30 protein-coding genes are annotated in these 24,625 nt (G+C 52.0%); 18 read left to right on the top strand and 12 right to left on the bottom strand.

Annotation, left to right across the window (positions count from 1 at the left end):
- Window positions 1-22 precede the first annotated feature (22 nt).
- Genes ACFX4O_RS10805 through ACFX4O_RS10795 form a run of 3 tightly spaced genes read right to left on the bottom strand, consistent with a single transcriptional unit; the run spans window position 23 to window position 5,324 of the window.
- The gene (locus ACFX4O_RS10805; protein WP_380208641.1) at window positions 23-2,446 is read right to left on the bottom strand and encodes a GDSL-type esterase/lipase family protein; all 2,424 of its coding nucleotides are present in this window, start codon (window positions 2,444-2,446) and stop codon (window positions 23-25) included.
- A 57-nt stretch (window positions 2,447-2,503) separates the two neighbouring features.
- The gene (locus ACFX4O_RS10800; RefSeq protein WP_380208639.1) at window positions 2,504-4,981 is read right to left on the bottom strand and encodes a host specificity factor TipJ family phage tail protein; all 2,478 of its coding nucleotides are present in this window, start codon (window positions 4,979-4,981) and stop codon (window positions 2,504-2,506) included.
- Window positions 4,968-5,324, bottom strand: a complete 357-nt coding sequence (locus tag ACFX4O_RS10795) for a peptidoglycan endopeptidase (RefSeq protein WP_380208866.1) — start codon at window positions 5,322-5,324, stop codon at window positions 4,968-4,970. Before ACFX4O_RS10795 ends, ACFX4O_RS10800 begins: the two co-directional genes overlap by 14 nt.
- Between ACFX4O_RS10795 and ACFX4O_RS10790 the strand changes: the two genes are divergently transcribed.
- The 12 genes from ACFX4O_RS10790 (at window position 5,259) to ACFX4O_RS10735 (ending at window position 11,842) form a co-directional block, all read left to right on the top strand.
- Window positions 5,259-5,558, top strand: coding sequence for a host-nuclease inhibitor Gam family protein (locus ACFX4O_RS10790; RefSeq protein ID WP_380208864.1), 300 nt, complete (start codon window positions 5,259-5,261; stop codon window positions 5,556-5,558). The two genes, ACFX4O_RS10795 and ACFX4O_RS10790, sit on opposite strands and share 66 nt — an antisense overlap.
- Before the next feature lie 2 nt (window positions 5,559-5,560).
- A complete protein-coding gene (gene bet / locus ACFX4O_RS10785; RefSeq protein WP_380208637.1) occupies window positions 5,561-6,304 on the top strand; it encodes a phage recombination protein Bet in 744 nt (247 codons plus the stop codon).
- Window positions 6,304-6,924, top strand: coding sequence for a lambda exonuclease family protein (locus ACFX4O_RS10780; protein WP_380208635.1), 621 nt, complete (start codon window positions 6,304-6,306; stop codon window positions 6,922-6,924). The genes bet and ACFX4O_RS10780 overlap by 1 nt, the downstream gene beginning before the upstream one ends.
- On the top strand, window positions 6,921-7,352 hold the full coding sequence (locus tag ACFX4O_RS10775) for a regulator (RefSeq protein WP_380208633.1): 432 nt from the start codon (window positions 6,921-6,923) through the stop codon (window positions 7,350-7,352). The genes ACFX4O_RS10780 and ACFX4O_RS10775 overlap by 4 nt, the downstream gene beginning before the upstream one ends.
- Before the next feature lie 88 nt (window positions 7,353-7,440).
- Window positions 7,441-7,995 (top strand): phage N-6-adenine-methyltransferase, encoded by a 555-nt coding sequence (locus ACFX4O_RS10770; RefSeq protein WP_380208632.1) that lies wholly within the window; start codon window positions 7,441-7,443, stop codon window positions 7,993-7,995.
- Window positions 7,992-8,213, top strand: coding sequence for a hypothetical protein (locus ACFX4O_RS10765; RefSeq protein WP_380208630.1), 222 nt, complete (start codon window positions 7,992-7,994; stop codon window positions 8,211-8,213). The genes ACFX4O_RS10770 and ACFX4O_RS10765 overlap by 4 nt, the downstream gene beginning before the upstream one ends.
- Window positions 8,210-8,497, top strand: a complete 288-nt coding sequence (locus ACFX4O_RS10760; protein WP_380208628.1) for a hypothetical protein — start codon at window positions 8,210-8,212, stop codon at window positions 8,495-8,497. Before ACFX4O_RS10765 ends, ACFX4O_RS10760 begins: the two co-directional genes overlap by 4 nt.
- Window positions 8,494-9,186 carry a hypothetical protein gene (locus tag ACFX4O_RS10755; RefSeq protein ID WP_380208626.1) on the top strand — a complete coding sequence of 231 codons (693 nt, stop codon included), beginning with the start codon at window positions 8,494-8,496 and terminating at the stop codon, window positions 9,184-9,186. Before ACFX4O_RS10760 ends, ACFX4O_RS10755 begins: the two co-directional genes overlap by 4 nt.
- Window positions 9,186-9,407 (top strand): TraR/DksA family transcriptional regulator, encoded by a 222-nt coding sequence (locus ACFX4O_RS10750; protein WP_380208862.1) that lies wholly within the window; start codon window positions 9,186-9,188, stop codon window positions 9,405-9,407. The genes ACFX4O_RS10755 and ACFX4O_RS10750 overlap by 1 nt, the downstream gene beginning before the upstream one ends.
- Window positions 9,408-10,160, top strand: a complete 753-nt coding sequence (locus ACFX4O_RS10745; RefSeq protein ID WP_380208624.1) for a hypothetical protein — start codon at window positions 9,408-9,410, stop codon at window positions 10,158-10,160.
- A 118-nt stretch (window positions 10,161-10,278) separates the two neighbouring features.
- Entirely contained in the window at window positions 10,279-10,527 is a 249-nt protein-coding gene (locus tag ACFX4O_RS10740) for an excisionase family protein (RefSeq protein WP_002462823.1), read from the top strand.
- A gap of 31 nt (window positions 10,528-10,558) precedes the next feature.
- Window positions 10,559-11,842 (top strand): Arm DNA-binding domain-containing protein, encoded by a 1,284-nt coding sequence (locus tag ACFX4O_RS10735; protein ID WP_380208622.1) that lies wholly within the window; start codon window positions 10,559-10,561, stop codon window positions 11,840-11,842.
- 26 nt (window positions 11,843-11,868) lie between these two features.
- Here the strand turns inward: ACFX4O_RS10735 and ACFX4O_RS10730 are convergent, their stop codons facing one another.
- From ACFX4O_RS10730 to ACFX4O_RS10720, 3 genes are all read right to left on the bottom strand, one after another.
- Window positions 11,869-12,315 carry a YcgN family cysteine cluster protein gene (locus tag ACFX4O_RS10730; RefSeq protein WP_017456995.1) on the bottom strand — a complete coding sequence of 149 codons (447 nt, stop codon included), beginning with the start codon at window positions 12,313-12,315 and terminating at the stop codon, window positions 11,869-11,871.
- A 92-nt stretch (window positions 12,316-12,407) separates the two neighbouring features.
- Entirely contained in the window at window positions 12,408-13,067 is a 660-nt protein-coding gene (locus tag ACFX4O_RS10725; protein WP_380208620.1) for a fumarylacetoacetate hydrolase family protein, read from the bottom strand.
- Between the two features lie 146 nt (window positions 13,068-13,213).
- Complete coding sequence (locus ACFX4O_RS10720; protein ID WP_086874110.1) at window positions 13,214-13,489, bottom strand: YcgL domain-containing protein; 276 nt, start codon at window positions 13,487-13,489, stop codon at window positions 13,214-13,216.
- 122 nt (window positions 13,490-13,611) lie between these two features.
- On the opposite strand from ACFX4O_RS10720, the gene minC reads away from it, so the two are divergent.
- Genes minC through minE form a run of 3 tightly spaced genes read left to right on the top strand, consistent with a single transcriptional unit; the run spans window position 13,612 to window position 15,409 of the window.
- The gene (gene minC / locus ACFX4O_RS10715) at window positions 13,612-14,304 is read left to right on the top strand and encodes a septum site-determining protein MinC (protein WP_017456992.1); all 693 of its coding nucleotides are present in this window, start codon (window positions 13,612-13,614) and stop codon (window positions 14,302-14,304) included.
- Window positions 14,305-14,326: 22 nt separating this feature from the next.
- Window positions 14,327-15,139, top strand: coding sequence for a septum site-determining protein MinD (gene minD / locus ACFX4O_RS10710; protein ID WP_131409661.1), 813 nt, complete (start codon window positions 14,327-14,329; stop codon window positions 15,137-15,139).
- Window positions 15,140-15,142: 3 nt separating this feature from the next.
- Window positions 15,143-15,409: a cell division topological specificity factor MinE gene (gene minE / locus ACFX4O_RS10705; RefSeq protein WP_017456990.1), complete on the top strand. Its 267-nt coding sequence runs from the start codon at window positions 15,143-15,145 to the stop codon at window positions 15,407-15,409.
- Between the two features lie 85 nt (window positions 15,410-15,494).
- Here minE and rnd read toward each other — a convergent pair whose 3' ends face one another.
- The 5 genes from rnd to ACFX4O_RS10680 all read right to left on the bottom strand — a co-directional run bounded on the left by rnd (window position 15,495) and on the right by ACFX4O_RS10680 (window position 21,879).
- Window positions 15,495-16,622, bottom strand: coding sequence for a ribonuclease D (rnd, locus tag ACFX4O_RS10700; RefSeq protein WP_380208617.1), 1,128 nt, complete (start codon window positions 16,620-16,622; stop codon window positions 15,495-15,497).
- A 70-nt stretch (window positions 16,623-16,692) separates the two neighbouring features.
- Window positions 16,693-18,378, bottom strand: coding sequence for a long-chain-fatty-acid--CoA ligase FadD (gene fadD, locus ACFX4O_RS10695; RefSeq protein ID WP_380208860.1), 1,686 nt, complete (start codon window positions 18,376-18,378; stop codon window positions 16,693-16,695).
- A 206-nt stretch (window positions 18,379-18,584) separates the two neighbouring features.
- Window positions 18,585-19,178, bottom strand: a complete 594-nt coding sequence (locus tag ACFX4O_RS10690) for a Slp/YeaY family lipoprotein (RefSeq protein WP_380208615.1) — start codon at window positions 19,176-19,178, stop codon at window positions 18,585-18,587.
- A 36-nt stretch (window positions 19,179-19,214) separates the two neighbouring features.
- A complete protein-coding gene (gene tsaB / locus ACFX4O_RS10685) occupies window positions 19,215-19,910 on the bottom strand; it encodes a tRNA (adenosine(37)-N6)-threonylcarbamoyltransferase complex dimerization subunit type 1 TsaB (RefSeq protein ID WP_380208613.1) in 696 nt (231 codons plus the stop codon).
- Window positions 19,911-19,968: 58 nt separating this feature from the next.
- A complete protein-coding gene (locus ACFX4O_RS10680) occupies window positions 19,969-21,879 on the bottom strand; it encodes an ATP-dependent DNA helicase (RefSeq protein ID WP_380208611.1) in 1,911 nt (636 codons plus the stop codon).
- A gap of 113 nt (window positions 21,880-21,992) precedes the next feature.
- Here ACFX4O_RS10680 and ACFX4O_RS10675 point away from each other — a divergent pair, with 113 nt between their 5' ends.
- Window positions 21,993-22,337 (top strand): RidA family protein, encoded by a 345-nt coding sequence (locus ACFX4O_RS10675; RefSeq protein WP_131409651.1) that lies wholly within the window; start codon window positions 21,993-21,995, stop codon window positions 22,335-22,337.
- On the opposite strand, the gene ACFX4O_RS10670 is transcribed toward ACFX4O_RS10675, so the two are convergent.
- Complete coding sequence (locus tag ACFX4O_RS10670; RefSeq protein ID WP_131409649.1) at window positions 22,338-22,520, bottom strand: YoaH family protein; 183 nt, start codon at window positions 22,518-22,520, stop codon at window positions 22,338-22,340.
- A gap of 84 nt (window positions 22,521-22,604) precedes the next feature.
- Here ACFX4O_RS10670 and pabB point away from each other — a divergent pair, with 84 nt between their 5' ends.
- The gene (gene pabB, locus ACFX4O_RS10665) at window positions 22,605-23,957 is read left to right on the top strand and encodes an aminodeoxychorismate synthase component 1 (RefSeq protein WP_380208608.1); all 1,353 of its coding nucleotides are present in this window, start codon (window positions 22,605-22,607) and stop codon (window positions 23,955-23,957) included.
- A gap of 3 nt (window positions 23,958-23,960) precedes the next feature.
- Complete coding sequence (locus tag ACFX4O_RS10660) at window positions 23,961-24,539, top strand: CoA pyrophosphatase (protein WP_380208607.1); 579 nt, start codon at window positions 23,961-23,963, stop codon at window positions 24,537-24,539.
- Window positions 24,540-24,625 lie beyond the last annotated feature (86 nt).

Below are 24,625 nucleotides of genomic sequence, written 5' to 3'. Positions count from 1 at the left end.
GGCCGCAAAAGCGGCCTTTATTTTATTCTTTCAGAACCCACGAAAGACCAGACACACCTACAAAATTTGTTGATGTGGTAGCACCATATACCTTAACCTCACCAGTAGGTAGAACCCGCAAGCTAACACCGGAAGTATCTGCATAAACAGGAAACTGCATATCAAACGATGGAGATATATTTTTAGGTATCTGTGCGATTTGAGTTCCGTCCGTGACACTGCCTGTTGATTTAAACAAAACTCCTGATAGTATTACCGCCCCTCCTTTTGATATATCAACCCGCACAGGCCTGTCGCTGGCGTTAATAAACCAGTTATTAGTGCTTGCTATAGAAAGCATCCCGCTAGAATATTTACCGCGATTAATGGCAAAGTAACCCATGATAGCTCGCGCGATTTTTCTTGCTATGAGCATAGTAGCCATGCTGGTAGGGTGAATATTGTCATGCACAACACCATCGCCTTTCCCGACCATATTTACGGCAAGAGACGTATTGATATAGTAAGCCGTCAAAGGTCCCTCGCAATCAGTAAGCTCCACCAGCTTGACACCCTTCTCCGCTGCTACTCGCGATACCACTGATCTATATCTTGCTGCAAACTGATAGTTACCAGTGTTTTGACCAACGCCAGTTCCCGCCAGCGCCTGAGGATACCATAATCCAAACTTCACCAGGATTACCGGCTTCCCGGCAGACTGACAGATATTAACCATCGCCGTTAGGTTAGACTTATACTGGTCTAAATCAAGCATTCCTTGTGCGTCATTAGTCCCGACTGCAATTACGACAACATTGGCATCAGCAACACCTTCAGATTGCATTATTGCAAGCTGACCTGCTGATGTGTCTCCAGGAACGGCTTTATTGACTATATCCCACGCGCGCATTCCCTCTGCAAATTCTAGCTCCTTTTTTAAGTAATGAGGCCAGCAATCTACGCGGTTAGCTGATATTGAGTCACCAAAAACCTTTACCGCCATAAATGAGTTACGAGTGTAGACATTATTTTTTATTTTAACTGGATTAATAAACCTTACTGTTGGGTTAGATGTGCCTACATTAAAATACCCTCCAAACCCAGCATCAATAATATATCCGCTAGTTTTTATGGTTGTTATTACGAACCCATTAAGCAGAATATCGAAGCTTGTAAAGCTATTTGCTCGTATTTTCCATTCGCAGTTAACTGGACTGTAAGAGGCGTGATCTGTCAGCATGGGATATAAAACAGGTGCTGATGTTCCTGTTATGCCTTTCCTTTTTTCGAAGGCATACATAGTTGCTCCAGTTTGTGCATATGATGCATATATACCAGAATAACCGTCAGTATGCCTTACAATAGCGCATAATTGCGGGGTATTAGTCACGTACATGGTAGTGATTAGCTCATCGCCTGGCACTATGTTAATTACGCCAATGTGAAAACTATCATCACCAGAAAGATATGCAAGTTGACCAAAATCTATACCGCTAGCATTATAAGAATCTGAAACCCAAACATCACTTGAAGGCCATAATATTTTCACCGGCGTAGTGTCAGTAAGCACGTTAATGTTAGTCACAGAAGAAATATCAAAACTTGGCTCTTCTAAAAATGTATTCTTTGCCACATAAAGTTCGTTGTTGCCTGGTGATACGGTGTACTCTGTATTTAGACTACGGAAAATAAACTGAGTGGCGCGTACAAATTTTATATTTAATGCCGATGGCTTGCCAGCTAACCAGTCATTAGGTACGGATAATTTAACACCATGGTCAACGTCGAATGTAACTCCCTGCAATGCATCAGGATCAAAAGTTGAAAAGTAGTAGACATTTTCCGTGCCTGGAATGAATGGCAGGCGCACAACCGGGTTTACTGTGGCCACTAGTCCCAACAATGCAGATGAGCAATCAGTAACACCGTCAGGCTCAGCTCCAGCAGTAGAACCATCGTTAATAGCGATAATTTCTCGCATTTTCTGATGCACTGTTGTCGGCTTTGAGCCTGAAAACGGCTGTTTGACTGCTACTAGGCTGTCACCCATTCCGTCGATTGCACTCATTAATTGCTGCTTCAATGCCGCATACCCAACACTTAGCCATGCGCCGACTCCAATGCCGCCTGTTGATTCAGGTGTTGAGCTGGCCGGAACAATCTTTCCGCCAGGTAAAAATGATCCATCCCAGCGGTAATACTCACCCGTTTCTTCAAGCCGTAATACCTGATTTGGAAGCGTCAGGGTATTCCCGTCTTCAAAGCTATCGAGGGTTATATAACCAAACGATGCGATCGCCTGCTGCGCGAGCCAACGAAGCCCTTCAATCGTGTAATGCGCACTTCCAAAACGATCGATGTATTGATTCGCTAACGATGTTGCAAACTCATCGATTTTCCCAGCATTGAATTTCAGATCGCGAGGGCTTTCGCTCGGCACTGGCAGATTGGTAGGTGTGGTAGTCATATTTTTTCCATAAAAAACCCGGCGCATTGGCCGGGTTGTGGTGGTTGGAAGTGGGTCTTATTGGTAGATGGCGTCGTTATATTCAGCGACTGTAAGTGAAACAGTATTATCGGTGTTTGGTTTTATGCTGCTTACCTTCCAGAGCTGGCTATCCAGTTCTTCGACAGTGGCGATCAGGTAGCGAGATGGTAATTGCACCGTGTCACCGTTCCATATATTGAGCTGGATAGAGGGGATGGCAGCAGTGAAGCCGTATTTAGTTTCGGCGCGGGATATAGCCGGATAACGCAACGTTGGATTGCCCAGGCTGTCGGTCACCAGAACGTACATTGACCCGGTAAAAGTGATTGGTTCGCTGGTGTCGAAGTTATTACCGGTGCGCCCGGTTATATAACCCTGTTGCTGGTTGCTGTCGTAAATATCAGGAATCTGGACGACGCTTCCGACCTGAATAATTCCGTCTTCAAACACCTTGGCGTTCATCTTCGCGCGGGAGTAGATCAGGCGTTTAGTTTCCCGTAGCGCCCGCTCTCGCGCCTGGTATTCGTTGCGAAACCCTACGATCTCCAGTTTGTTGGGGTTCTGAGCCTCCTGCTCAACAATAACGCTATTGAGCACACGGTAATTTATATAGGACTTTTTGTTGGTAGTCGGATTGACGTAAGAAACCTGAACACCGTCATATCCGCCGGGCATGGTGGCATCATAGGTGATTTTATACTCATCCGTTTTCATGTTAGCGCGGTTGAATACAGCCGCAGGGTGAGCAACCTTCTGATCGCGGGTAAAAGTCAGCACGCCATCATCCCAGTAAGCCACCACCGACGCAGCGTTACAGATAGCCTGTACGCGGTCGCCAAGTGAGTCGTTCTCATCATCAAACGTGTAATCGAAATAGCCAAGGCGCTCATCAGGCAGACTTTCAGCAATAGCATAGAGGCCATACAGGTCGATGCTGCTCACGCTTTGGCCGCCAGTGATGAGCCAGCAATGCGCCACGGCATCAGCGAAAGAACGTGACACGCGAAGCGTATAATCAACGGTCTGCGCATCGATGTTGTAGCTGATCGTCTTTCTCGTCACCAGTGCGTTATATTTCCGATCACGGCTGCCGAGTGCGTTCTCCGTTGCCCTGACCTTCACCCTTACAAGCGTATCTGTTGGATGTACTACGTTTGTACGGATGTTTACAGCGTGGATTTCCTCAACCTTCAGCACAGAGGCATCGCTTGAGTTATCGGTTCTCTGAAAATTGATGGCGTATTTGCCAAACCCGCCAACCGGCGTCAGTTTATCCGTGCGGTAAAACACCTCGCTGGATGAGTTGTGCGGCGTTCCCTGATGATATGTGAAAGTCTGCTGCGTTCCGGGAATCTGATTGTAATCACCGTCAATTTTCCAGATCACCACCTTCCATGAGGCTGATTTTTTCCCGCCAAGCTGTACCTGCGTATGCAACCACAGTTGGGCAGAATCAACCGGTGAAAAGAATGGCCCTACCGTCAGCGCCTCGTTGTCATTCAGGATAAATTTCGTGGTATTTATCGTCGCGGCAGCGGGTACATCAGGAGGGCCAATCAGATCTGTCATCGTGAATGTGTACCAGCGCACAGGGTTGATAACAGCGCCATCATTGGTTTCGACGGCAGAAATCAGCGTACCAGAAAAGGTTGCGTCCGTTGTTACAGAACCGGTTGCGGTACTGTAGGTAACGTTGATTGTGAAGGTAACAGCATGCGGCAACACAAGACCCATGAAGTAATCAAACTCGGCCTGCTTAACGATTTTCATCGCTATCTGACCGCCAGCATAAGTACCGCTAACCACCGTATTTGCGGTTGCAGTCTCTACCGGGAAATCATCGCCTTCGTTCTGGCCTGGCACTTCCTGACCGTCAACATCATCAAAGCTGTAACCCTCGTTAATTGAGGGAATAACCGTTCCAGGCGGATAAAACTGATATTCAGCCCCAGCCATCGCACCAAGGCTTGATTCTGAGTACCTGACCGATGAGTAATCGTATTCACCGATCCCCACGCACATCCACTCTGTGACGTATTTCAGGCCACCATCCATATCAGTTGCGCGGATGTATTCAAAAATTGATTCCTGAATAAGATCAGGGAATGAGCGTACCTGACCAAAGATATCAGGCTTCGCTTTGTACACACGCGCCGTATTGGTCTGCCCGGTAAGGCTGTTATTCGGCGAATCAATCGTGTTACCGCTTTTGTTTGCGATCGCCGGCTTTGGTGCGAGGAAGGAAAAAACGGCACCAACAACCTGAAAAATAGGGCTCAGAATATCGCTGATAATGCCCTTCGGCTGGTCGAAAATCTGAATCGTGTCGAGCTCACTCAGAACGAAATTAAGCTCATCTTCTTCGTCCAGCTTTACGCCATTGCGCACAATCACCATGTCGTGATGAAGGTTGCTGTCATTATCTGTCAGCCAGGCATAAAAAAAGGTGCCATTTGGCACCTGATATCTTTCTTTCGGCGTTCCGGGAAACCGTTGAAGCTCAACCAGCGCCATAAACGTAATACTCCACTTTGGTGAAAGCACGCTGAATTACCAGCAATGAATCCTCGCGCACGCTGCCGTTTTCGCCGCGTGAATGCAAAGCCTTCCGGTTGATGACAAGCCCAACATGCGCAGGCTGAGAGCCACGAAAGCCAACGAAAATACCACCTTCAACCGGTTTATCGACTTGCCGCCAAAAAACTACGTCACCCTGATAGCAGGTGAAGAAATCCTCACCGGCTTCGTAGTCCGGCGTCTGGTGCAGTTCAATACCAAGAACGTGACGGTAATACAGCACGCACACCTCACTCACGACCGCATTGAGGCGAAAGCCTGGGCGCGTCGTTACCAGCAGATCGCCCGCGAGGAGAAAGAAAACGAGCTTGCTGACGATCTGGAAAAAGGTCTCGGCCTCGGCCAGTTCGAATCTGTCTGCATTGACCAGTTGCAACGCCGTGGGGCAAGCACAAAGGCCATCACGCGCGCTTTCGAAGATGACGTGGAGTTTCAGGAGCGCATGGCGGCTCACGCCCGCTACATGTCAGAAGTCATCGCCCGCCATCAGATTGATATCGACGAGGAACAATAACAATGAGCACAGCTCTTCAAACCATGGCCGGTAAACTGGCTGCCCGTCTTGGCATGGATGCCGGGACTGACCTGATGAACACGCTGAAGAATACAGCGTTCAAAGGCGGTAACGTCACGGATGAACAATTCACCGCACTGCTGATCGTGGCAAACCAGTATGGCCTGAACCCATGGACAAAAGAGATCTACGCGTTTCCCGATAAAGGCGGGATTGTTCCGGTCGTTGGTGTTGATGGATGGGCCCGTATTATCAACGAACATCCGCAGTTTGACGGCATGGAGTTTTCCTACGACAAGGATGAAGGCGCATGCACCTGCAAAATTTACCGCAAAGACCGCAAGCACCCAACGATCGTTACTGAATACATGGCTGAGTGTAAACGCAACACTCAACCATGGCAGTCACATCCCACACGCATGCTTCGCCATAAGACGCTGATCCAGTGCGCTCGGCTGGCATTTGGGTTTGCTGGCATCTTCGACCAGGACGAAGCTGAGCGCGTTATTGAAGGCACTACGGCAGAAGTTCAGGTTGGTTACGAGTCTGATACGCGCCGCCCTGAACTGATTGCCAAAGGCGAATCTGCTGCCCGCCTTGGTTCAGCTAAATACGAAGAGTTTTGGGTAACCCTTTCCCCTGAAGAAAAACAGATCATCGGTGCCGCAGAAAAACGCCGAATGTATGACATGAGCCTTGCTGTTGACAATGCAGAGCCTGTTAATGCTGAGAAGGAGTCCGAATAATGGAACAGCGAACACCTGAATGGTTCGCCGCGCGCTGCGGCAAGGTTACAGCCAGCCGCCTGGATGACGTTATGGCCCGAACAAAATCGGGCTACTCTACCAGCCGTCAAAATTATATGGCAGAACTCATCTGCCAGAGGCTTACCGGGAAGCTGGAAGAAGGCTTTTCAAATGCCGCTATGATACGCGGCACCGAACTGGAGCCCGTGGCGCGCGAGATGTACGCGCTGAATGAGTTCGATGCAGAAATCACTGAAGTTGGACTCATCGATCACCCAACTATACCCGGATTCGCCGCCAGCCCGGACGGACTTGTTAACGACGACGGGCTTATCGAAATCAAATGCCCCAACACCTGGACCCATCTTGAAACGCTTAAAACTGGCGAGCCAAAGCGCCAGTACATGCTGCAAATGCATGCACAGATGATGTGCACCGGTCGGAAATGGTGTGATTTCGTTAGTTTCGATGATCGCCTGCCGCCTGACCTCGCCTATTTCAAGAAGCGCATTCATTTCGATGAAGCGCTGGCGAAAGAAATAGAAGCAGAAGTTACTGCATTTCTGGCTGAATTAGCGGGAGAAATTCAATCGATTACTGAACGCGGTCATGCAGCATGAAACGCTGCCCCTTCTATCGCCGCCCCGGTAAACAGGGAAAGTTTGCCGGGCTTAAAGAGCGCGTCATCTGGATGATAAACAAGCGTGGCCGCCCGGTCACCGGCACCGAAATCGCCGAGGCGTTTGGCGTTACGCTGGCTGAATTTAACCTTGTCGCCAGAACCATCACGCGCGGCTCTGGTCTTGTTGCAAAAATCGTCGCTTCCGAAAAATGGATTACCGAATCAGGCCATGTTGATCGCCACTTCGCGCTCGTTGAGCCCGCCAGGGTAGTCCTGCCAAAGAACAGCAAAACCCGCCTTTTCACCCGTAAATCTGTTGCTTACTCCAGCAAACAGATGCGGCAGCAATGTATTGAAAAGGCCGCGCGTCGTAAGCGACTCATCGCAGCAGGTTTGTATATCGACGAATTTGAGGCGGTTCTATGAACGAATGGAGCACCGAAGAACTGGCGCGCCGGTTGCAGGCCAACTACGAGCGAAACAACTGGCATGAATTCGACCCGGAGCGTGACTCATGAGCGACTACGGAGGAAGCAATACCCCACCAGAGCATCGCGATAGCTGGAGAACGCCGCCGGAAATCTTCGCAGCGCTGAATGCTGAATTTATCTTTCAGTTAGATGCGGCAGCCACCGAGCAAAACCGCCTTTGCCGCCTGTTCATTTCAGAGGAAGAGAACGCACTCACCACTTCGTGGGCTGAGGCAATGGGCTATGCGCAGGGTTATGTGTGGCTTAATCCACCATACAGCGACATAACGCCTTTCGTTCTCAAGGCGGCAGACCAGAACCGTTACGGCTGCATAGGCTGCGTAATGCTAGTTCCGTCTGATACGTCTGTCGGCTGGTTTAAAGAGGCTATTCAAACCGCTAGCGAGCTTCGTTTCATCACCGCCGGGCGGCTGGCATTCATCGACTCAAAAGGTAAGCCAGTCTCTGGCAACCCCAAGGGCTCAATGCTCATCATCTGGCATCCGTACCCGCGTACGCACTGCCACTTCGCAACTGTGGATCGGGACGAGTTAATGACTTTCGGGGCGAAACTCATCGCCCGCCGGGAGGCAGCATGACACCAGCAGAGAAAGATAACGCCATCCGCGCGCAGGGACGTAAATGCGTGGACGAAATCCGCCAGGTAATGAAAGCCAGGCCAAAGCCGCAATGGAATGACGCGGTGCCGCCGATCCTCAAAAAGCACCACAAAAAAATTGAGCCGATGGGCATCAGCCTTGTGGCTTTCGTTAGCAGCATAGGCCGGATGCAAGGCCGGTATGGAGTTGAATCATGAGCGAATTGGAAATTAAAGCCGGACGTACTTACCGGGCTAAAAAGCCACGTGCTGCGGCTAATGGGTTTACACCACTGGTAAACGACAGAACAGTTATTTGGGTCGGGCCTTATCAGCTTCAGTACGACGGGCCAGCGGTCAAAAATGGCAGTCATTATCCTCGCATCGACATAGAAAAATTCCGCGAATGGGCGGAGCGAGACGTAACCGACGAACTTCCGCCTGGTGAATATGCTTCTTGGCCTATTGCTAACGTAAAAGCAAATGCGGGAGAGGCCCAATGAAAGAGCGCCCGATGATGTTTAACGCTGAGATGGTGCGCGCCATTCTCGACGGACGCAAGACGCAGACGCGAAGACTGGTTCCAGAGTGGCAACTTCCCAAACATAGCCCCGATAACTCGGATGATCCACGTTATAACTGGATGGCTGAAGCGCAAAGGGACAGGCGTTATGGATATGGCGTATTTGGCGAAACAGAAGAAGCATGCGCCGAAGAATTAAGCCTCATGGCACCTTGCCCTTTCGGTAACAAAAGGGATCGCATTTGGGTTCGCGAGACGTTCCAAGGTCCGCTATTCGATTGGGACATGATGGATAGTTATTGCAATTACTCAACTCCTTTTGAAAAGCCGGAGTTCTGTGTTTACAAGGCTGACGGGGTTCCTGCACCGGAATTTTACGATGCTGATGATGTACTTCATTGCCGATGGCGACCATCAATCCACATGCCGCGCTGGGCATCGCGCATCACGCTGGAGATTACCGGCGTGCGCGTGGAGCGGCTCGCTAGCATCAGCAATGAGTCAGCACGCGCAGAAGGTTACCCAGCAGAACGCGCAGCAGATGGCGGCGATAGCGATCCGTGGCTGTGGTTCCGCGATTTGTGGGATGGAATTTACCCTGAGCAATCATTCAAGGTGAATCCATGGGTTTGGGTTATCGAATTTCGACGCATAGAAGGCGGTGCATGATGGCAGCAGAAATCATCGATCAGGCCAACGAGCTTGTAGAGCAGAACATCAGCCAGGCAATTCAGCGGATGCGCATAGACCACAGTGCTGTGTCGGCTAAGTACTGTAGCGAATGCGGCGAGGATATCCCGGCGCCACGGCGTGCTGCCGTTCCGGGTTGTCAGATGTGCGCCAGTTGTCAGGCTGATTTGGAGCTTATCCGTAAACAAAAGGGGATGTAGATGATTCACTTTCATGGTGGGCCTATCACTCCTGATACCTGTGCGCTGAAAGTCTGGAAAGCTCGCCATGCCTTTATCAGTTTTGCAAACCCCGGCCAGTTGGCACTGGTAAGCGAGGTGTGCCAGTCATTCGCCCTGGATAATGGCGCATTCAGTTTCTGGACAAAAAAACGCGTTGTCGACTGGCAGCAGTATTACGCGTTTGTCGCCGAGTGGATGAATCACCCGCGTTTTGCGTTTGCGGTTATACCGGACGTTATCGGCGGCAGCAGTGAAGAAAACGACGCGCTGATAGGCGAATGGCCGCACGGTAAATTTGCTGGCGCGCCAGTGTGGCACATGAACGAACCTGATGAGCGGTTTATTCAGTTGTGCCACGCCTTCCCCCGCGTCTGCATCGGAAGCATGGGGGAATATGACGCGAAGCGCCCGCGCCGATGTGTTGCCAGACTGCGTGACCTTATCCGGCATGTTGTCGACAGCCGCGGCTATCCGGTTTGCAAATTGCACGGGCTGCGCATGCTGAACGCGGATATTTTCCGGCATATCCCGTTATCGTCGGCAGACAGTACCAACGTTGCGAGAAATATCGGCATCGATAAGGCCTGGCAGAAATCAGCATATGCCCCGGCCAGTAAAGAAACCCGCGCAGCCGTACTGGTTGAGCGTATCGAATCAATGAACAGCGCCAGCGCGCTTAACTATGACGCTGACCGAGACAGATTCACACCGCAATTAGCTTTTGAAATATGACGCAGCTTACAGGCGATTCACTGAGTCGCCTGTTGGGTGCTGAGCACCGATAAGACCTGTTTATCATCCTTTGATGTCTTGCCGCCTGCGGGCGGCTTCTTTTTGCCTGGAGTAAACCATGAGTGAAGTGATCCAACTGGTACCCAATAAATGGGTATCGGAAGAAGTGCTGATGGCGATTACTGGCCTTACCAAAAACGCCATAAAGTCCGCGCGCGAGAAGTCCTGGATGGAAGGGCGGGAGTACCGGCATTACTCCGGTGACTGCCAGCCCAAGGACAACTCCCCTATCCTCTACAACCGTCATGAAGTCGATAACTGGGTCGAACGTCAGCGCCCAGCGATCCCACGTCAAAAATCTGCTTAAATAGCCCCTCTTTCATAACAGAGGAAGAAGCATGTCAAAATATCCAACCGGGGTAGAAAACCACGGGGGCAAGCTACGACTGTGGTTTATTTACCAGGGAAAGCGAGTGAGGGAAAACCTCGGCGCTCCCGATACACCAAAGAACAGAAAAATGGCCGGCGAGTTACGCACGTCGATCTGCTACGCAATCAAGACTGGGGCATTCAATTATGCCGAACAGTTTCCGCAGTCACCAAACCTTGGACGCTTCGGGTATCTTCGCCCTGGCGTCACAGTTGGCGAACTGGCGGAAAGGTGGCTTGAGCTAAAAAGGATGGAGATCACCCTTAACTCATTCAGGCGTTATGTTTCATACATAAAAATTTGTGTGGAAATCCTCGGCCCGGAACAGATGATAACGGGCATAAGCAATGAAGCTATCCTGCAGGTGAGAAGGGAATTGCTTACCGGTTTTCAGATATGTGGAAAATATCAGAAAAACAGATCGGCAAAGAAAGGCAGGACGGTACGCACGGTGAATGTTTATCTTAATTGCCTTGGCGGGATGTTTAAGTTCGCAAAGCAGAACGGCTACATCGAGCGAAACCCTTTCGACGGAATTGATCCGCTAAGAAAGAGCAAAGCAGAGCCTGATCCCCTTACCCGCGATGAATATCACCGCCTTCTCGACGCATGCCCTTCAGAGCAGATAATGAATTTGTGGATACTGGCGGTAAACACCGGGTTGCGTCATGGGGAGATATGCGCGCTGGCATGGGAAGATATTGACATGAAGAAAGGGACTATCACTGTCAGTCGTAACATAGCCATCAAGGGGCACTTCACACCGCCGAAAACGGAATGCGGCAACAGGGAGATTATTCTTACAGAAGCAGCCATGCAGGCGCTGAAAAGCCAGATGGCATATACGAGAATGGGAAAACAGCATCATATAGATGTGCATTTGAGGGAGTTTGGCAGGACGAGAACCGATGTCTGCACATTTGTTTTTGTTCCAAGGCTGACAGCAAGGAACGGGAAAGGTGGCGAGTGGTATGCGCCTGGATCATTTGGCGCGACATGGAACGAACTTCTCAGGCGATCTGGCATCCGGCATCGCCGGGCGTACGAGTCACGACACACATACGCTTGCTGGGCATTAAGCGCCGGTGCAAATCCAAACTTCATTGCCGCGCAAATGGGGCATACATCAGCGCAGATGGTTTACAACGTTTACGGAAAATGGATGACCGACAATAACAGCAATCAAATGGATATTCTCAATGCTAACTTTGGAGGATTTGCCCCACAGATGCCCCAGGCACAAAATCAGTAGTCAAAATTTCCTTTCATATCAACGCTTCAATCTGCCCACTCTGGTTTGTTAAGGATATGCTCCTGCCAGTCGCGAACTTCTGACTCTTTCACCGCAATGTGGCGTACCGAAATACGTTCAGCATGCATGGCGGCTTTTGAGCCTGTGCGCAGCGGATGCCACAGCGGCAATGCCTTTCCTTCCGCCAGCAAGCGATAAGCACAGCTTGGCGGCAGCCATTCGAAAGTGGGGAGATTTTCGCGGGTCAGCTTGATGCAGTCCGGCTCATATTCGAAGCGGCGTTCATAGTTGCGGCACTGGCAGGTTTTTATGTTTAGCTGGCGACAGGCGACATTGGTGAAATAGATTTCGTCAGTGTCTTCATCCATCAGTTTATGCAGGCAGCACTGCCCGCAGCCGTCACACAGCGACTCCCACTCCGCGTCCGTCATTTGGTCGAGGGTTTTGCTTTGCCAGAAAGGAGTGTCGCTCATGATGAAATCCGCCGTTGAAATCCAGGGTGCACCTTATAACCAGTCTGGCATGCGGATGCAAGTTTTGCCGCCAATAAAGGCGGCAAACTGCTTTAAAGCACGCGGGTCGTTAACGCAAGCCCGTCAAAACTGACTTCCAGCTCATCGCCACTGTTCAATGGCCCTACCCCTTCTGGCGTGCCGGTTAGAATGACATCGCCGGCTTTTAAGGTGAAGAAGCGGCTTATATAGGCAATCAGCGGAATAATTTTATGGATCATATCTGCAGTGGTGCCCTGCTGGCGCACTTCACCGTTGATTTTTAGCCCAAGCGTGGTGTTTTGCGGATCGCTTTGGAATTCCGCCGCCGGGATAAACCCTGAGATCGGGCAGGAATTATCGAACCCTTTCGCTTTTTCCCATGGCTGTCCGGCTTTTTTCATTTTGCTTTGCAGATCGCGCAACGTCAGATCGAGTGCGACACCATAACCGGCAATCGCTTTTTTCACATGATCTTCCGTCGCCTGGCGCAGCGTTGCGCCAATCAGCACCGCCAGTTCAACTTCATGGTGGACCGAACCAAAATCCTGCGGTAGAGCCAGCGGCTGACGAATATCGCACAGCGCAGTTTCGGGTTTGATAAACAGTACCGGCTCTTCTGGGGTAGCGCTCCCCATCTCCTTAATATGTTTCGCATAGTTGCTGCCAACGCAAACCACTTTACTCACCGGGAAATCCAGCAGAGCGCCCTGCCAGTTATGATGTTGATACATGGTGTTCGACCTCCGGTAACACATTGAACATGAGCGAAAAATGACTATCCGCGCCACCCGGCGGTTTGTCAAATGCCAATATGTTACGGCGATACAACAGGTATAAATAAGAAACGGCGGAGAGATCCGCCGTTATTGCCGCAGGATTATTCTTTACCCTGGTCGGCGAGATGCTGCTTCAATAAATTCTCTTGCGGCGGAGGCAGTTGCAAATAATAGCCCTGCGAAATTAACGCCTCTTTTACTTTTTCTAAATCTGCACCGACTAATTTCTTACGACCATCAAGCGGCAGAATCATTGCCAACTGCGGCTGACCGAAACTTTGCATTAATGCTTCCGGCACACGGGAAAAATCGTCTCTTTTTTCGACGTACAGATAAGTCTGATCGCGTCGGGCACTTCGATAGATCACACAAAACATACTTTTACTCGGAATTATCGGGAGGTTACTTGCCTGAAAATAATAGTGACTATAACATGCCTGATAGTCTTCGGAATATCACTCAATATGCGGGTGATAATAGCAAAATGAGTAAGGTCAGGATGTCAAATACGCCCATCGAGCTAAAAGGCAGTAGTTTTACCTTATCAGTGGTTCACTTGCATGATGCAAAACCCGAGGTTATTCGTCAGGCGTTAGAAGACAAAATCGCTCAGGCTCCCGCTTTTTTGCTGCACGCTCCTATCGTTGTCAATGTTTCTGCGTTGGAAGGCGCGGTTAACTGGCCCGCGCTGTTGCAGGCTATCACCACAACAGATTTACATGTGGTTGGCATCAGCGGTTGCAAAGATCCAGAACTGAAGGCTGAAGTTGAACGCGCGGGTCTTCCCCTGCTGACGGAAGGGAAAGAGAAAGCACCGCGTAAAGAGCGCGCACCGGAACCGACGCCGGTTGCAGCACCGGTCACAAAAACACGCTTAATTGACGCGCCGGTGCGTTCCGGCCAGCGCATTTATGCACCAAACTGTGATTTGATTGTGACCAGCCACGTTAGCGCGGGCGCGGAGCTAATCGCCGATGGCAATATTCATGTCTATGGCATGATGCGCGGTCGTGCGCTGGCAGGCGCCAGTGGCGATAAAGACGCTCAAATATTCTGTTCTCATCTCACGCCGGAGCTGGTCTCCATTGCGGGGGAATACTGGCTGAGCGATCAAATCCCGGCCGAATTTTATGGCAAAGCGGCGCGTTTGCAGTTGGCCAACGACGCTTTGACAATTCAACCCTTAAATTAAGCCCTTTTAACAAGGAACTCCTATGGCACGCATTATTGTTGTTACTTCGGGTAAAGGGGGCGTTGGCAAGACCACCTCCAGCGCGGCCATCGCTACTGGTTTAGCCCAGAAGGGCAAAAAGACCGTTGTTATCGATTTCGATATCGGCCTGCGTAACCTCGACCTTATTATGGGCTGCGAGCGCCGTGTAGTTTATGATTTCGTTAACGTTATTCAGGGCGATGCCACACTCAACCAAGCGTTAATCAAAGATAAACGCACTGAGAACCTCTTCATTCTCCCGGCATCGCAAACACGCGATAAAGACGCGCTTACTCGTGAAGGCGTCGATAAAGTGCTGGAAGACCTGAAGAAAATGGACTTTGATTTTATCGTCTGCGACTCCCCGGCAGGCATTGAGACTGGCGCATTGATGGCGCTCTACTTCGCTGATGAAGCGATTATTACCACCAACCCGGAAGTCTCTTCCGTGCGTGACTCTGATCGAATTCTCGGTATTCTGGCGTCGAAATCCCGCCGCGCGGAAAATGGCGACGAGCCGATTAAAGAGCATCTGCTGCTCACCCGTTATAACCCGGGCCGCGTAAACCGTGGTGACATGCTCAGTATGGAAGATGTGCTGGAAATCCTGCGTATCAAACTGATTGGCGTGATCCCGGAAGATCAGTCGGTATTACGTGCGTCAAACCAGGGTGAACCCGTTATTTTGGATACCGATGCTGACGCCGGCAAAGCTTATGCCGATGCCGTGGAACGTCTGCTGGGAGAAGATCGTCCTTTCCGCTTCATTGAAGAAGAGAAGAAAGGTTTCCTCAAACGCCTGTTCGGAGGATAAGTTATGGCATTACTCGACTTTTTTCTCTCCAGAAAAAAGAACACCGCTAGCATTGCGAAAGAGCGTCTGCAAATTATTGTCGCAGAACGCCGCCGCAGCGATGCTGAACCGCATTATTTACCGCAACTGAAGCGGGACATTCTGGAAGTGATCTGCAAATATGTGCAAATCGATCCGGAAATGGTGTCGGTGCAACTGGAGCAAAAAGGGGATGATATTTCCATTCTGGAACTCAACGTCACCCTACCGGAAACCGAAGAGACAAAATAGATTCCCTCCCATGCAGGGATAAAAAAAGGCAGAATATTTTCTGCCTTTTTTATTTCCGCAAATAAGCTGTATTTATTTACAGTATTTAACGCGGATATTCCGCAAGTAATATTTTCAGCTGATCGGCCATCAATTCCCCGCGCCAGCCGCTAATTAATTCCGGTGACGAATTTTGTGGTTTCAATTTCCAGTGCCAGTTGAGTAATTGATTAATCTGCCGACGTGATGCCAACAGCTCAGCGCTAATGTTCTGACTTTCGCTGATGGTCTGCACCAGTGTTTTGATAGCTTTGAAGGCTTTACGATAACCTGGCATATCCATCAGGTTAAGCAGCGGTTCTGGCAGCGCCTCTTCCGGCAATGCCTGCGCCTGCGCAACCAGCGCCAGCAGCGTTTTGCCATGGAAGCGGATTTCGCTACCGGAAAGACCAATACTATCCAGCTCGCCCATACTGCCAGGCATATAACGCGCCACTGCCCACAGATTCTCTTCACGCACCACAAAGTTGACGGCTAAATCGCGCTCACGCGCTTTGCGCAGCCGCCAGTCGGCAAGCAAACGCAGGCAGGCAAGCTGGCGTGTACGCAATTGCCATGCGTTGGTAATTTCGCGCCACGCCTCTTCCGGCGCTAACACTTCCTGGCGGCGTTGCATCATTAAGCGGCATTCATCCAGCGCGGCATCCAGCCTTCCAGCCTGATCGGTTTCAGCCAGTAATTTTCCGGCGATCGGCAGCAGATACCACACATCAGCGGCGGCGTAATCGCACTGGCGTTCGGTCAGGGGACGCGCCAGCCAGTCAGTGCGGGATTCGCTCTTATCAATCACCAGCCCTGTAAACTCTTCCACCATCGCAGCAAAGCCCCACGACAGCGGACGACCACAGAACGCGGCGAGGATCTGTGTGTCAATCATCGGCTGTGGCTGTACGCCAAACGCATTGAGGAACACTTCCAGATCTTCACTTCCCGCATGCAAATATTTGGTCACGGCGGTGTTGATGAGCAAATCGCGAAACGGCGTCCAGTCGGTGATGGTCAGCGGATCAATCAGCGCCACATGTTCACCGTCATACAGCTGGATCAACCCCAGTTGCGGATAATAGGTGCGGGTGCGGACAAATTCGGTATCCAGGGCAATCGCTGGAAATGCGCGGGCTGCTTCACATAACGCTGCCAGCGCATCGTTCGTCGTTATCATCTGGTAATTCACGTCATCTTCTCTTTAGTTGCGCCCATAAAAAACGCCGGCTTAACCGGCGTTAGGGGGACTCACGCATAGCTCAGGCGTTATTGTCCACTTTGCCACGCGCTTCGTCACGCAATTCTCGTCTTAAAATCTTGCCGACATTCGATTTTGGCAGTTCATTGCGAAATTCAACCAGCTTCGGCACTTTATATCCGGTCAGTTGACGACGACAGAAAGCGATCAGCGCCTCCTCACTCAGCGAGGCATCTTTTTTCACCACGAAAATCTTCACCGCTTCGCCGCTGTTTTCTGACGGTACACCCACTGCCGCCACTTCGTGCACGCCGGCATGTTGCATCACCACATCCTCAATTTCATTCGGATAGACATTAAAGCCGGAAACCAGAATCATGTCTTTTTTGCGATCGACGATGCGCAGAAAGCCTTCCCCATCCATCACCGCAATATCGCCAGTATGCAGCCAGCCATCGCGCAGGATCTCATCCGTGGCGTCCGGGCGCTGCCAGTATCCCAGCATTACCTGTGGGCCTTTCACGCACAACTCTCCCGGTTCGCCCGGCGATACTTCATTGTTGTCGTCATCAACCAGCTTGGCTTCCGTCGAGGGAACCGGCAGACCGATGCTACCGCTGTGGTAATCAATATCATGCGGATTCACGCTCACCAACGGCGCACATTCGGTCAGACCGTAACCTTCCAGCAGATACTGACCGGTTAATTTCACCCACCGATCGGCAACGGCTTGCTGAACAGGCATCCCGCCACCGGCAGAAAGGTGCAGCGAGGAGAAGTCCAGCTTGCGGAAATCTTCATTATTCAGCAAGGCGTTGAACAGCGTGTTCACGCCGGTCATGGCCGTAAACGGATATTTACCAAGCTCCTTCACCAGCCCAGGAATATCGCGCGGGTTGGTAATCAACAGATTTTGGCCGCCGAGCTCAATAAACAGCAGACAGTTCATGGTCAGCGCGAAAATGTGGTACAGCGGCAGCGCTGTCACCACCAGCTCTTTTCCGCGATGCAGTAGCGGCCCGTAGGTCGCGTTCACCTGTTCAAGGTTTGCCAGCATATTGCGGTGCGTCAGCATGGCCCCTTTCGCCACGCCGGTTGTGCCGCCGGTGTATTGCAGGAAGGCGAGATCTTCGGCAACCACTTCGGGTTTGATGTACTGCAAGCGGTAACCGGTCTGCAGCGCCCGGCGAAAGGAAATCGCGTCCGGCAGATGATACTTCGGTACCAGCCGTTTCACATATTTCACAACGAAGTTCACCAGCGTCCCTTTTGCCGGGGAAAGCTGGTCGCCCATGCGCGTCAAAATGACATGCCGCACTTGGGTTTTATCAACGATCTTTTCCAGCGTATGGGCGAAATTCGACACAATAACAATCGCGGCAGCACCGCTGTCATTAAGCTGGTGCTCCAGTTCACGCGGGGTATAAAGCGGGTTGACGTTCACCACGATCATCCCGGCGCGCAAGATACCAAACAGCGCCACCGGGTATTGCAGCAGGTTCGGCATCATCAACGCAACGCGATCGCCTTTTTGCAGCCCCAGCCCCTGCTGTAAGTAAGCCGCAAACGCCCGACTGCGCTCTTCAAGTTTACGAAACGTCATTACCTCGCCCATGTTGATAAACGCAGGCTGGTCGGCGTAACGCGCCGTGGAGTGTTCAAATAATTCAACCAGGGATTGATAACGGTCAGGATTGATCTCCGCCGGAACATCGGCGGGATACCGGTTTAGCCAAACCTTCTTCAATGCATCACCTCTAAAATGAGTATTCTTGGTCATCACAACCCCAGTTAATAAACAAGCCGTTAACATAATATTAACTCAGCGTACCAGTTTATTAATTAAGCGGATTGAAGGTTGCGAAGCGCGTCACTAATTATTTTTCTTATACATAGCCCAATATAAAAAACAGCGGCTTAGCCGCTGTTTCGTTTTCTTGATAAAACAAGAAATTACTCTGTTACGACCGTCTCGACTCGCGCAGGCTCGGGGGGGAACCAGCCCCATCCACCGTACCCGCCATGCCACGCGCGTGGGTGCGGTCCCGGTCCCCAATACCACGGGTCGATGGGCTGCGGCGGCAACATCACCTGCTGGGTTAATCGCCAGCGTTTGTAGCCATTTGCCTGCATGACCATAAATTTATACGGTGCGTTGCCAATTTTGCCGTCGGCCGTACCGGTTATCGGGCCAACCACGGTCACTAGTTGATTGCGGAAGTCGACTGGATCGAGAAAACCATTCACGTCTGCAAAGATGCGCCCTACGGATGGCTCGCCCAGCACCGGACGCGCGCCGCTGTCGAGCGGGACGGCGGCGATTTCAAGCCGGGTTTTCCCCTGCTGATTTTGGATATCAACCACTTTACCGCCGAAGCGGGCTTCCTGGCCGACATACAGCGACGGCGCACTCATCACCCGCACTAAATCATCCTGCGGCGTGGGACTGGTTCCTTTAATCGCGTCAGGCACAGAAACACAACCACTTAATACCGCGATTGCCAGCCCAGCCAGCAATCCGCGCACAACATTCTTTTGACCCGCCATGATGCGACTCCTTACCCCAGTGGATACTACTGAGATTCATTCCCGGCCAGGAAGTTTCTTCCACGCCACTTCGTTACGTAAATAAACCGGTTCGGCGTGTTCAACGGCGACGGTTTTCTGTGCAGCCAACAGTTGACGAGCAATGGGCAGCATATCTTCTGCGGCGGGCAATAAGATCTCACCATCGCGCAGTGTAGCCGTACTGTTGTTGCTCATATCGGGCCATGCGGGCCAGCCAGTACCGACCATCGCCCATTCGCCATTTAACTGCTGCAAACGTTCAGTTACGGCTTCCGGTTTTAACACCGTTTCCGTCTCTTCGCCGTGCCAGACGCCATTTTCATCGCGCTGATATTCTGCCCAGTAGACTTCGCCCATCCGCGCATCAATTGCCGCCAACACACGGGTCGCGCCCGTTTTACGCCACGCGCCCTGCGCCATTGTCGCCAGCGTTGAAACGCCAATCATCGGCAGTTCAGCGCCGAGCGCCAGCCCCTGCGCAATGCCAATGCCGATGCGCACGCCGGTAAAGCTCCCCGGGCCACGACCAAAGGCCAGTGCGTCCAGCTGCGTCAGTTTAAGTTCAGCATCACCAAGCACATCCCTGACCAGCGGCAGGATGCGTTGTGTGTGTTCACGTGGGCAAAGTTCGAAGTGAGTGAAGGTTATTCCATCGTTCCATAAGGCGACAGAACAAGCTTCTGTGGCAGTATCAATAGCCAGAATGCGCATGGGTATAGCAGTCCATGAAAAACAAAATGGCGCGCATCTTACCACAGTCCGCAGTAAATTACTGCGCCGGGGGAGAGGCAAGGAATTCAACCGCTCGGCGAATATCCCGGGTTCGTGGTGCAGGCGGCAGGCTGGCGAGAAACACCGCGCCATACGGGCGCATCACCAGACGGTTATCGCAAATGACCAGCACGCCACGATCGTCAATATCACGAATCAAGCGCCCGACGCCTTGTTTCAGGGTAATAACCGCATCCGGCAATTGAACTTCATCAAACGGATCGCCTCCGCGCAGACGGCAATCTTCCATCCGCGCTTTTAACAAAGGATCTTCCGGGGATGTAAACGGCAGCTTATCAATAATCACCAGCGATAACGTATCGCCACGCACGTCCACCCCTTCCCAGAAGCTGCTGGTTGCCACCAGTAAGGCGTTACCGGCATTCACAAATTGCTGCAACAGCTGACCTTTGCTGGTTTCGCCTTGCAGTAATACAGGCAAGCTCATGGTGGCGCGAAATTGCTCGGCAAGATCACGCATCATGGCGTGCGAAGTACACAGCATAAAACAGCGACCATTGTTGGCTTCGATCATTGGTCTAAGCATCGCCACCAGCTGGCGCGCAGCGCCTGGCTGATTGGTCTGCGGAAGATTGCGTGGCACGCACAGCAAGGCCTGGCGTTCATAATCAAAGGGGCTTGGCAGCAACAGAGATTGCGCCCCTTCAATGCCAAGCCGCGCGGTAAAATGGTGCAGATCGTCATTCACCGAAAGCGTTGCAGAGGTGAAAATCCAACTGCCCTTTTTCTGCGCCATCACCTCGGTAAACTTATCCGCTACGGTCAGTGGCGTTAACGCCAGCGTGAAGTTGCGCGACGTGCATTCATACCAGTAGCTAAAGCCTGGCTGGTTGATCTCTTTGAGTCGTTTCAGCCTCGCACGGTATGTCGTTGCGCGTTCAAACGCGGCATCCAGCAGTGCGGAGCGGCCCAGCGACAACTTCGCCACGTCGTAACAGAGTTCCAGTGCATCATCGAGCAGCAATAGCGCACGTTGAATATGCGCATCCGCCAGTAACTCGCGCAGGTTGCCGCGATAACCCGGTTCACCTAACTGCAAACGAAAATCTTGCGTGCTTTGCGCCAGTCGGTCGGCGCACTTCTGTAACTGCGCGGTATCTTTTAGTTCAGTGCGATAGGCAATGGTGAAATCTTTTGCGAGATCAAGAAGCTGGCGGCTGGAAAGTGACTGACCAAAATACTGGCTGGCGATGTCGGGAAGCTGGTGCGCTTCGTCAAAGATCATCACTTCGGCTTCCGGGATCAGCTCACCGAAGCCGCTCTCTTTCACCACCATATCGGCAAGAAACAGGTGATGGTTTACCACCACTACGTCGGCATCCATCGCTTTTTTGCGCGCCTTCACCACAAAACAGTCTTTGTACATCGGGCAGTCGCTGCCCAGACAGTTATCGTTGGTGCTGGTGACTAGCGGCCACGCCTGCGAATCCTCCGCCACACTGACGCAGGTACTGATGTCACCATCGGTAGTTTGATTCGACCAGGAGCGCAGCAATATAACGTCGCTGAGGGTTTGAACAGGCAGGTCGCCGCCTGCCAGCGCTTGCTGTTCCAGACGTTCAATACAGAGGTAGTTGGACCGCCCTTTCAGCAGCGCCGTGCGTCCGGTGAACTCAAGCGCTTTGGCGACAGTAGGTAAATCGCGGCTGTAAAGCTGATCCTGCAAGGCTTTCGAACCGGTGGAGATAATCACTTTTTTCCCGGCGCGCAGTGCAGGAGCGAGGTAGGCGTAAGTTTTACCGGTACCGGTGCCCGCTTCCACCACCAGCGGCTGCGTATTCTCAATCGCATGTGTGACGGCTTGCGCCATCTGGCGCTGCGGTTCACGCGGTTTGAATCCCGCAATGGCTTTGGCTAATTGGCCGTCTGTTGCAAAATCGTCCGTCACACTACCCCCTGGTTAAATCGCCAGTGATTATGTCAGGACGAGCGGATTTACGCCAGCCAGCTTTTTATGGCACTCTTGCCCGCAAATTCATGGCAGATAAGAAGGAACAGATAATGACAATTGTGCGTATTGATGCGGCGGCTCGCTGGTCTGATGCGGTTATCCACAACCAGACGCTCTACTACACTGGCGTGCCGGAAAACCTCGATGCCGATGCATTTGAACAGACTGCCAATACGCTGGCGCAAATTGATGCGGTTCTGCTCAAGCAAGGTAGCGATAAAACGCGCATTCTTGATGCCACAATTTTTCTGGCCGATGGCGACGATTTTGCCGCCATGAATAAAGCGTGGGATGCCTGGGTTGTTGCGGGGCATGCGCCGGTGCGCTGCACCGTGCAGGCAAAACTGATGAACCCGCGTTATAAAGTGGAAATCAAAATCATCGCCGCGGTGTAATTACTCGTCATCCTCGTCTTCGAAGCGCGCCACGATCCGTTCGCCGGTATGGTTGGCGCGTAACTCATTAGCAACCTGCGTGATCGCCTGCCCGCTGCTCATGCCGCCGGACATCAACTCCTGAATACGCTCTACCGCTTTTTGTTGCTGCTCGTGACTAAGGGAAGGTAAACCTGCAAACATTGTCAACTCCTGCTAAATTGTTGGCGCTAATTATTCCATGCGTCGGCGCGCTTCACCAGCGCAGACGCACACGAGTCAGGATCCATGAAGACGTTATCCCCCGCCGTTATTTCACTGCCGTGGCGCCTGGACGCCGCTGAACATTACTTTGCCCCACTCAGCCACCAGCCCTGGGCCATGCTGTTGCATTCTGGCCATGCAGAACATCCACATAATCGTTTCGATATTCTGGTGGCCGATCCCCTGGAGACACTGACGACGCACGGTGAGGCAACGACCCTTAATGATAGCGAAATATCTCAAGAAGATCCGCTACAACTGTTGCAACAATGTCTGGATGCTTACCCGTTTCGTTGCGAACCTCATGCAGATCTGCCATTTCAGGGCGGTGCGCTGGGGCTATTTGGCTACGATTTAGGCCGCCGTTTCGAAAAACTCCCCACGATTGCCGAACAGGACATTGCCCTCGCGGATATGGCGGTCGGAATTTATGACTGGGCGCTGATTGTCGACCACCGGTTGCAACGCGTGACATTGCTCAGCCATCGCGACGTTAACGCCAGGCTGGCGTGGCTACAGGCGCAAAGCGAACCGCAGCGCCAACCGTTTCGGCTGACATCCGCCTGGCAGGCCAATATGACGCGTGGGGAATATGGCGAAAAATTCCGTCAGATTCAGGCGTGGTTACACAGCGGCGACTGCTACCAGGTCAACCTGGCTCAACGTTTTGCTGCCGACTATTGTGGGGATGAGTGGTTGGCGTTTACCCAACTCAATCGCGAAAACCGTGCGCCATTCAGCGCTTTTTTACGCCTTGAACACGGCGCGATCCTAAGCCTGTCGCCGGAGCGTTTTATTCGCCTTGAACGTGACAATATCGAAACTCGCCCGATTAAAGGCACGTTGCCAAGACTTGCCGACCCGCAGGCAGATGCGCAGCAAGCGCAGAAACTCGCTGCCTCACCGAAAGACCAGGCCGAAAACCTGATGATTGTTGATTTGATGCGTAACGATATTGGTCGAGTGGCGATACCCGGTTCGGTGCGCGTGCCGGAACTGTTCGTGGTCGAACCTTTTCCTGCCGTTCACCATTTGGTCAGCACCGTAACGGCAAAATTGCCCGCCGGGCGTCACGCCAGCGATCTGCTGCGCGCTGCGTTTCCAGGCGGCTCGATCACCGGCGCACCGAAAGTGCGCGCGATGGAGATTATCGATGAGCTTGAACCGCAGCGGCGCAACGCCTGGTGCGGCTCTATTGGTTATCTCAGTTTCTGCGGGAACATGGATACCAGCATCACCATTCGCACGCTCAGCGCCTGTGCGGGGAAAATTTATTGTTCCGCAGGCGGCGGCATTGTAGCCGACAGCCAGGAAGAGGCGGAGTATCAGGAAACTTTTGATAAAGTTAACCGTATCCTGCGGCAACTGGAGAGATGATTCGTGGAGCAACCGGCTTTAACTCTGGATGATTTTTTATCGCGCTTTCAGCTTTTACGCCCGCAACTCAACCCGGCGGTGGCGAACACACGTCAGGCGGCGGTACTGGTGCCGGTGGTACGCCGTGAACAGCCCGGCCTATTACTGACGCAACGCTCGCCTCTGCTTCGCAAGCACGCCGGTCAGGTGGCGTTCCCTGGGGGCGCAGTTGACAGCACGGATGCGTCGCTCATCGCTGCGGCGCTGCGCGAGGCGCAGGAAGAAGTCGCCATTCCGCCTGAGGTTGTTGAAGTCATTGGTGTTTTGCCGCCGGTTGACAGTGTGACGGGTTTTCAGGTTACACCGGTGGTGGGCATTATCCCGCCGGATTTGCACTATCACGCCAGTGAGGATGAAGTGGCTGCGGTGTTTGAAATGCCGCTGGCCGAAGCACTGCGTCTTGGTCGCTATCATCCGCTGGATATCCACCGCCACGGCAATGCGCATCGGGTGTGGTTATCCTGGTATCAGCATTATTTTGTCTGGGGCATGACGGCAGGAATAATTCGCTCGCTGGCGCTGCAAATTGGGCGGAGACCTTGACTATACTTTACACATCGCACTTTTGTGACAGCGTACGCGCTATTAGTAAAATCAAGGTTAGCCATTAGTTTAATTCATGTGAATAG

The sequence above is a fragment of the Kosakonia sp. YIM B13571 genome (genome assembly GCF_042788095.1).
GTDB classification, from domain to species: Bacteria; Pseudomonadota; Gammaproteobacteria; order Enterobacterales; family Enterobacteriaceae; genus Kosakonia; species Kosakonia quasisacchari.
This window is presented reverse-complemented; position numbering and strand designations above follow the sequence as displayed.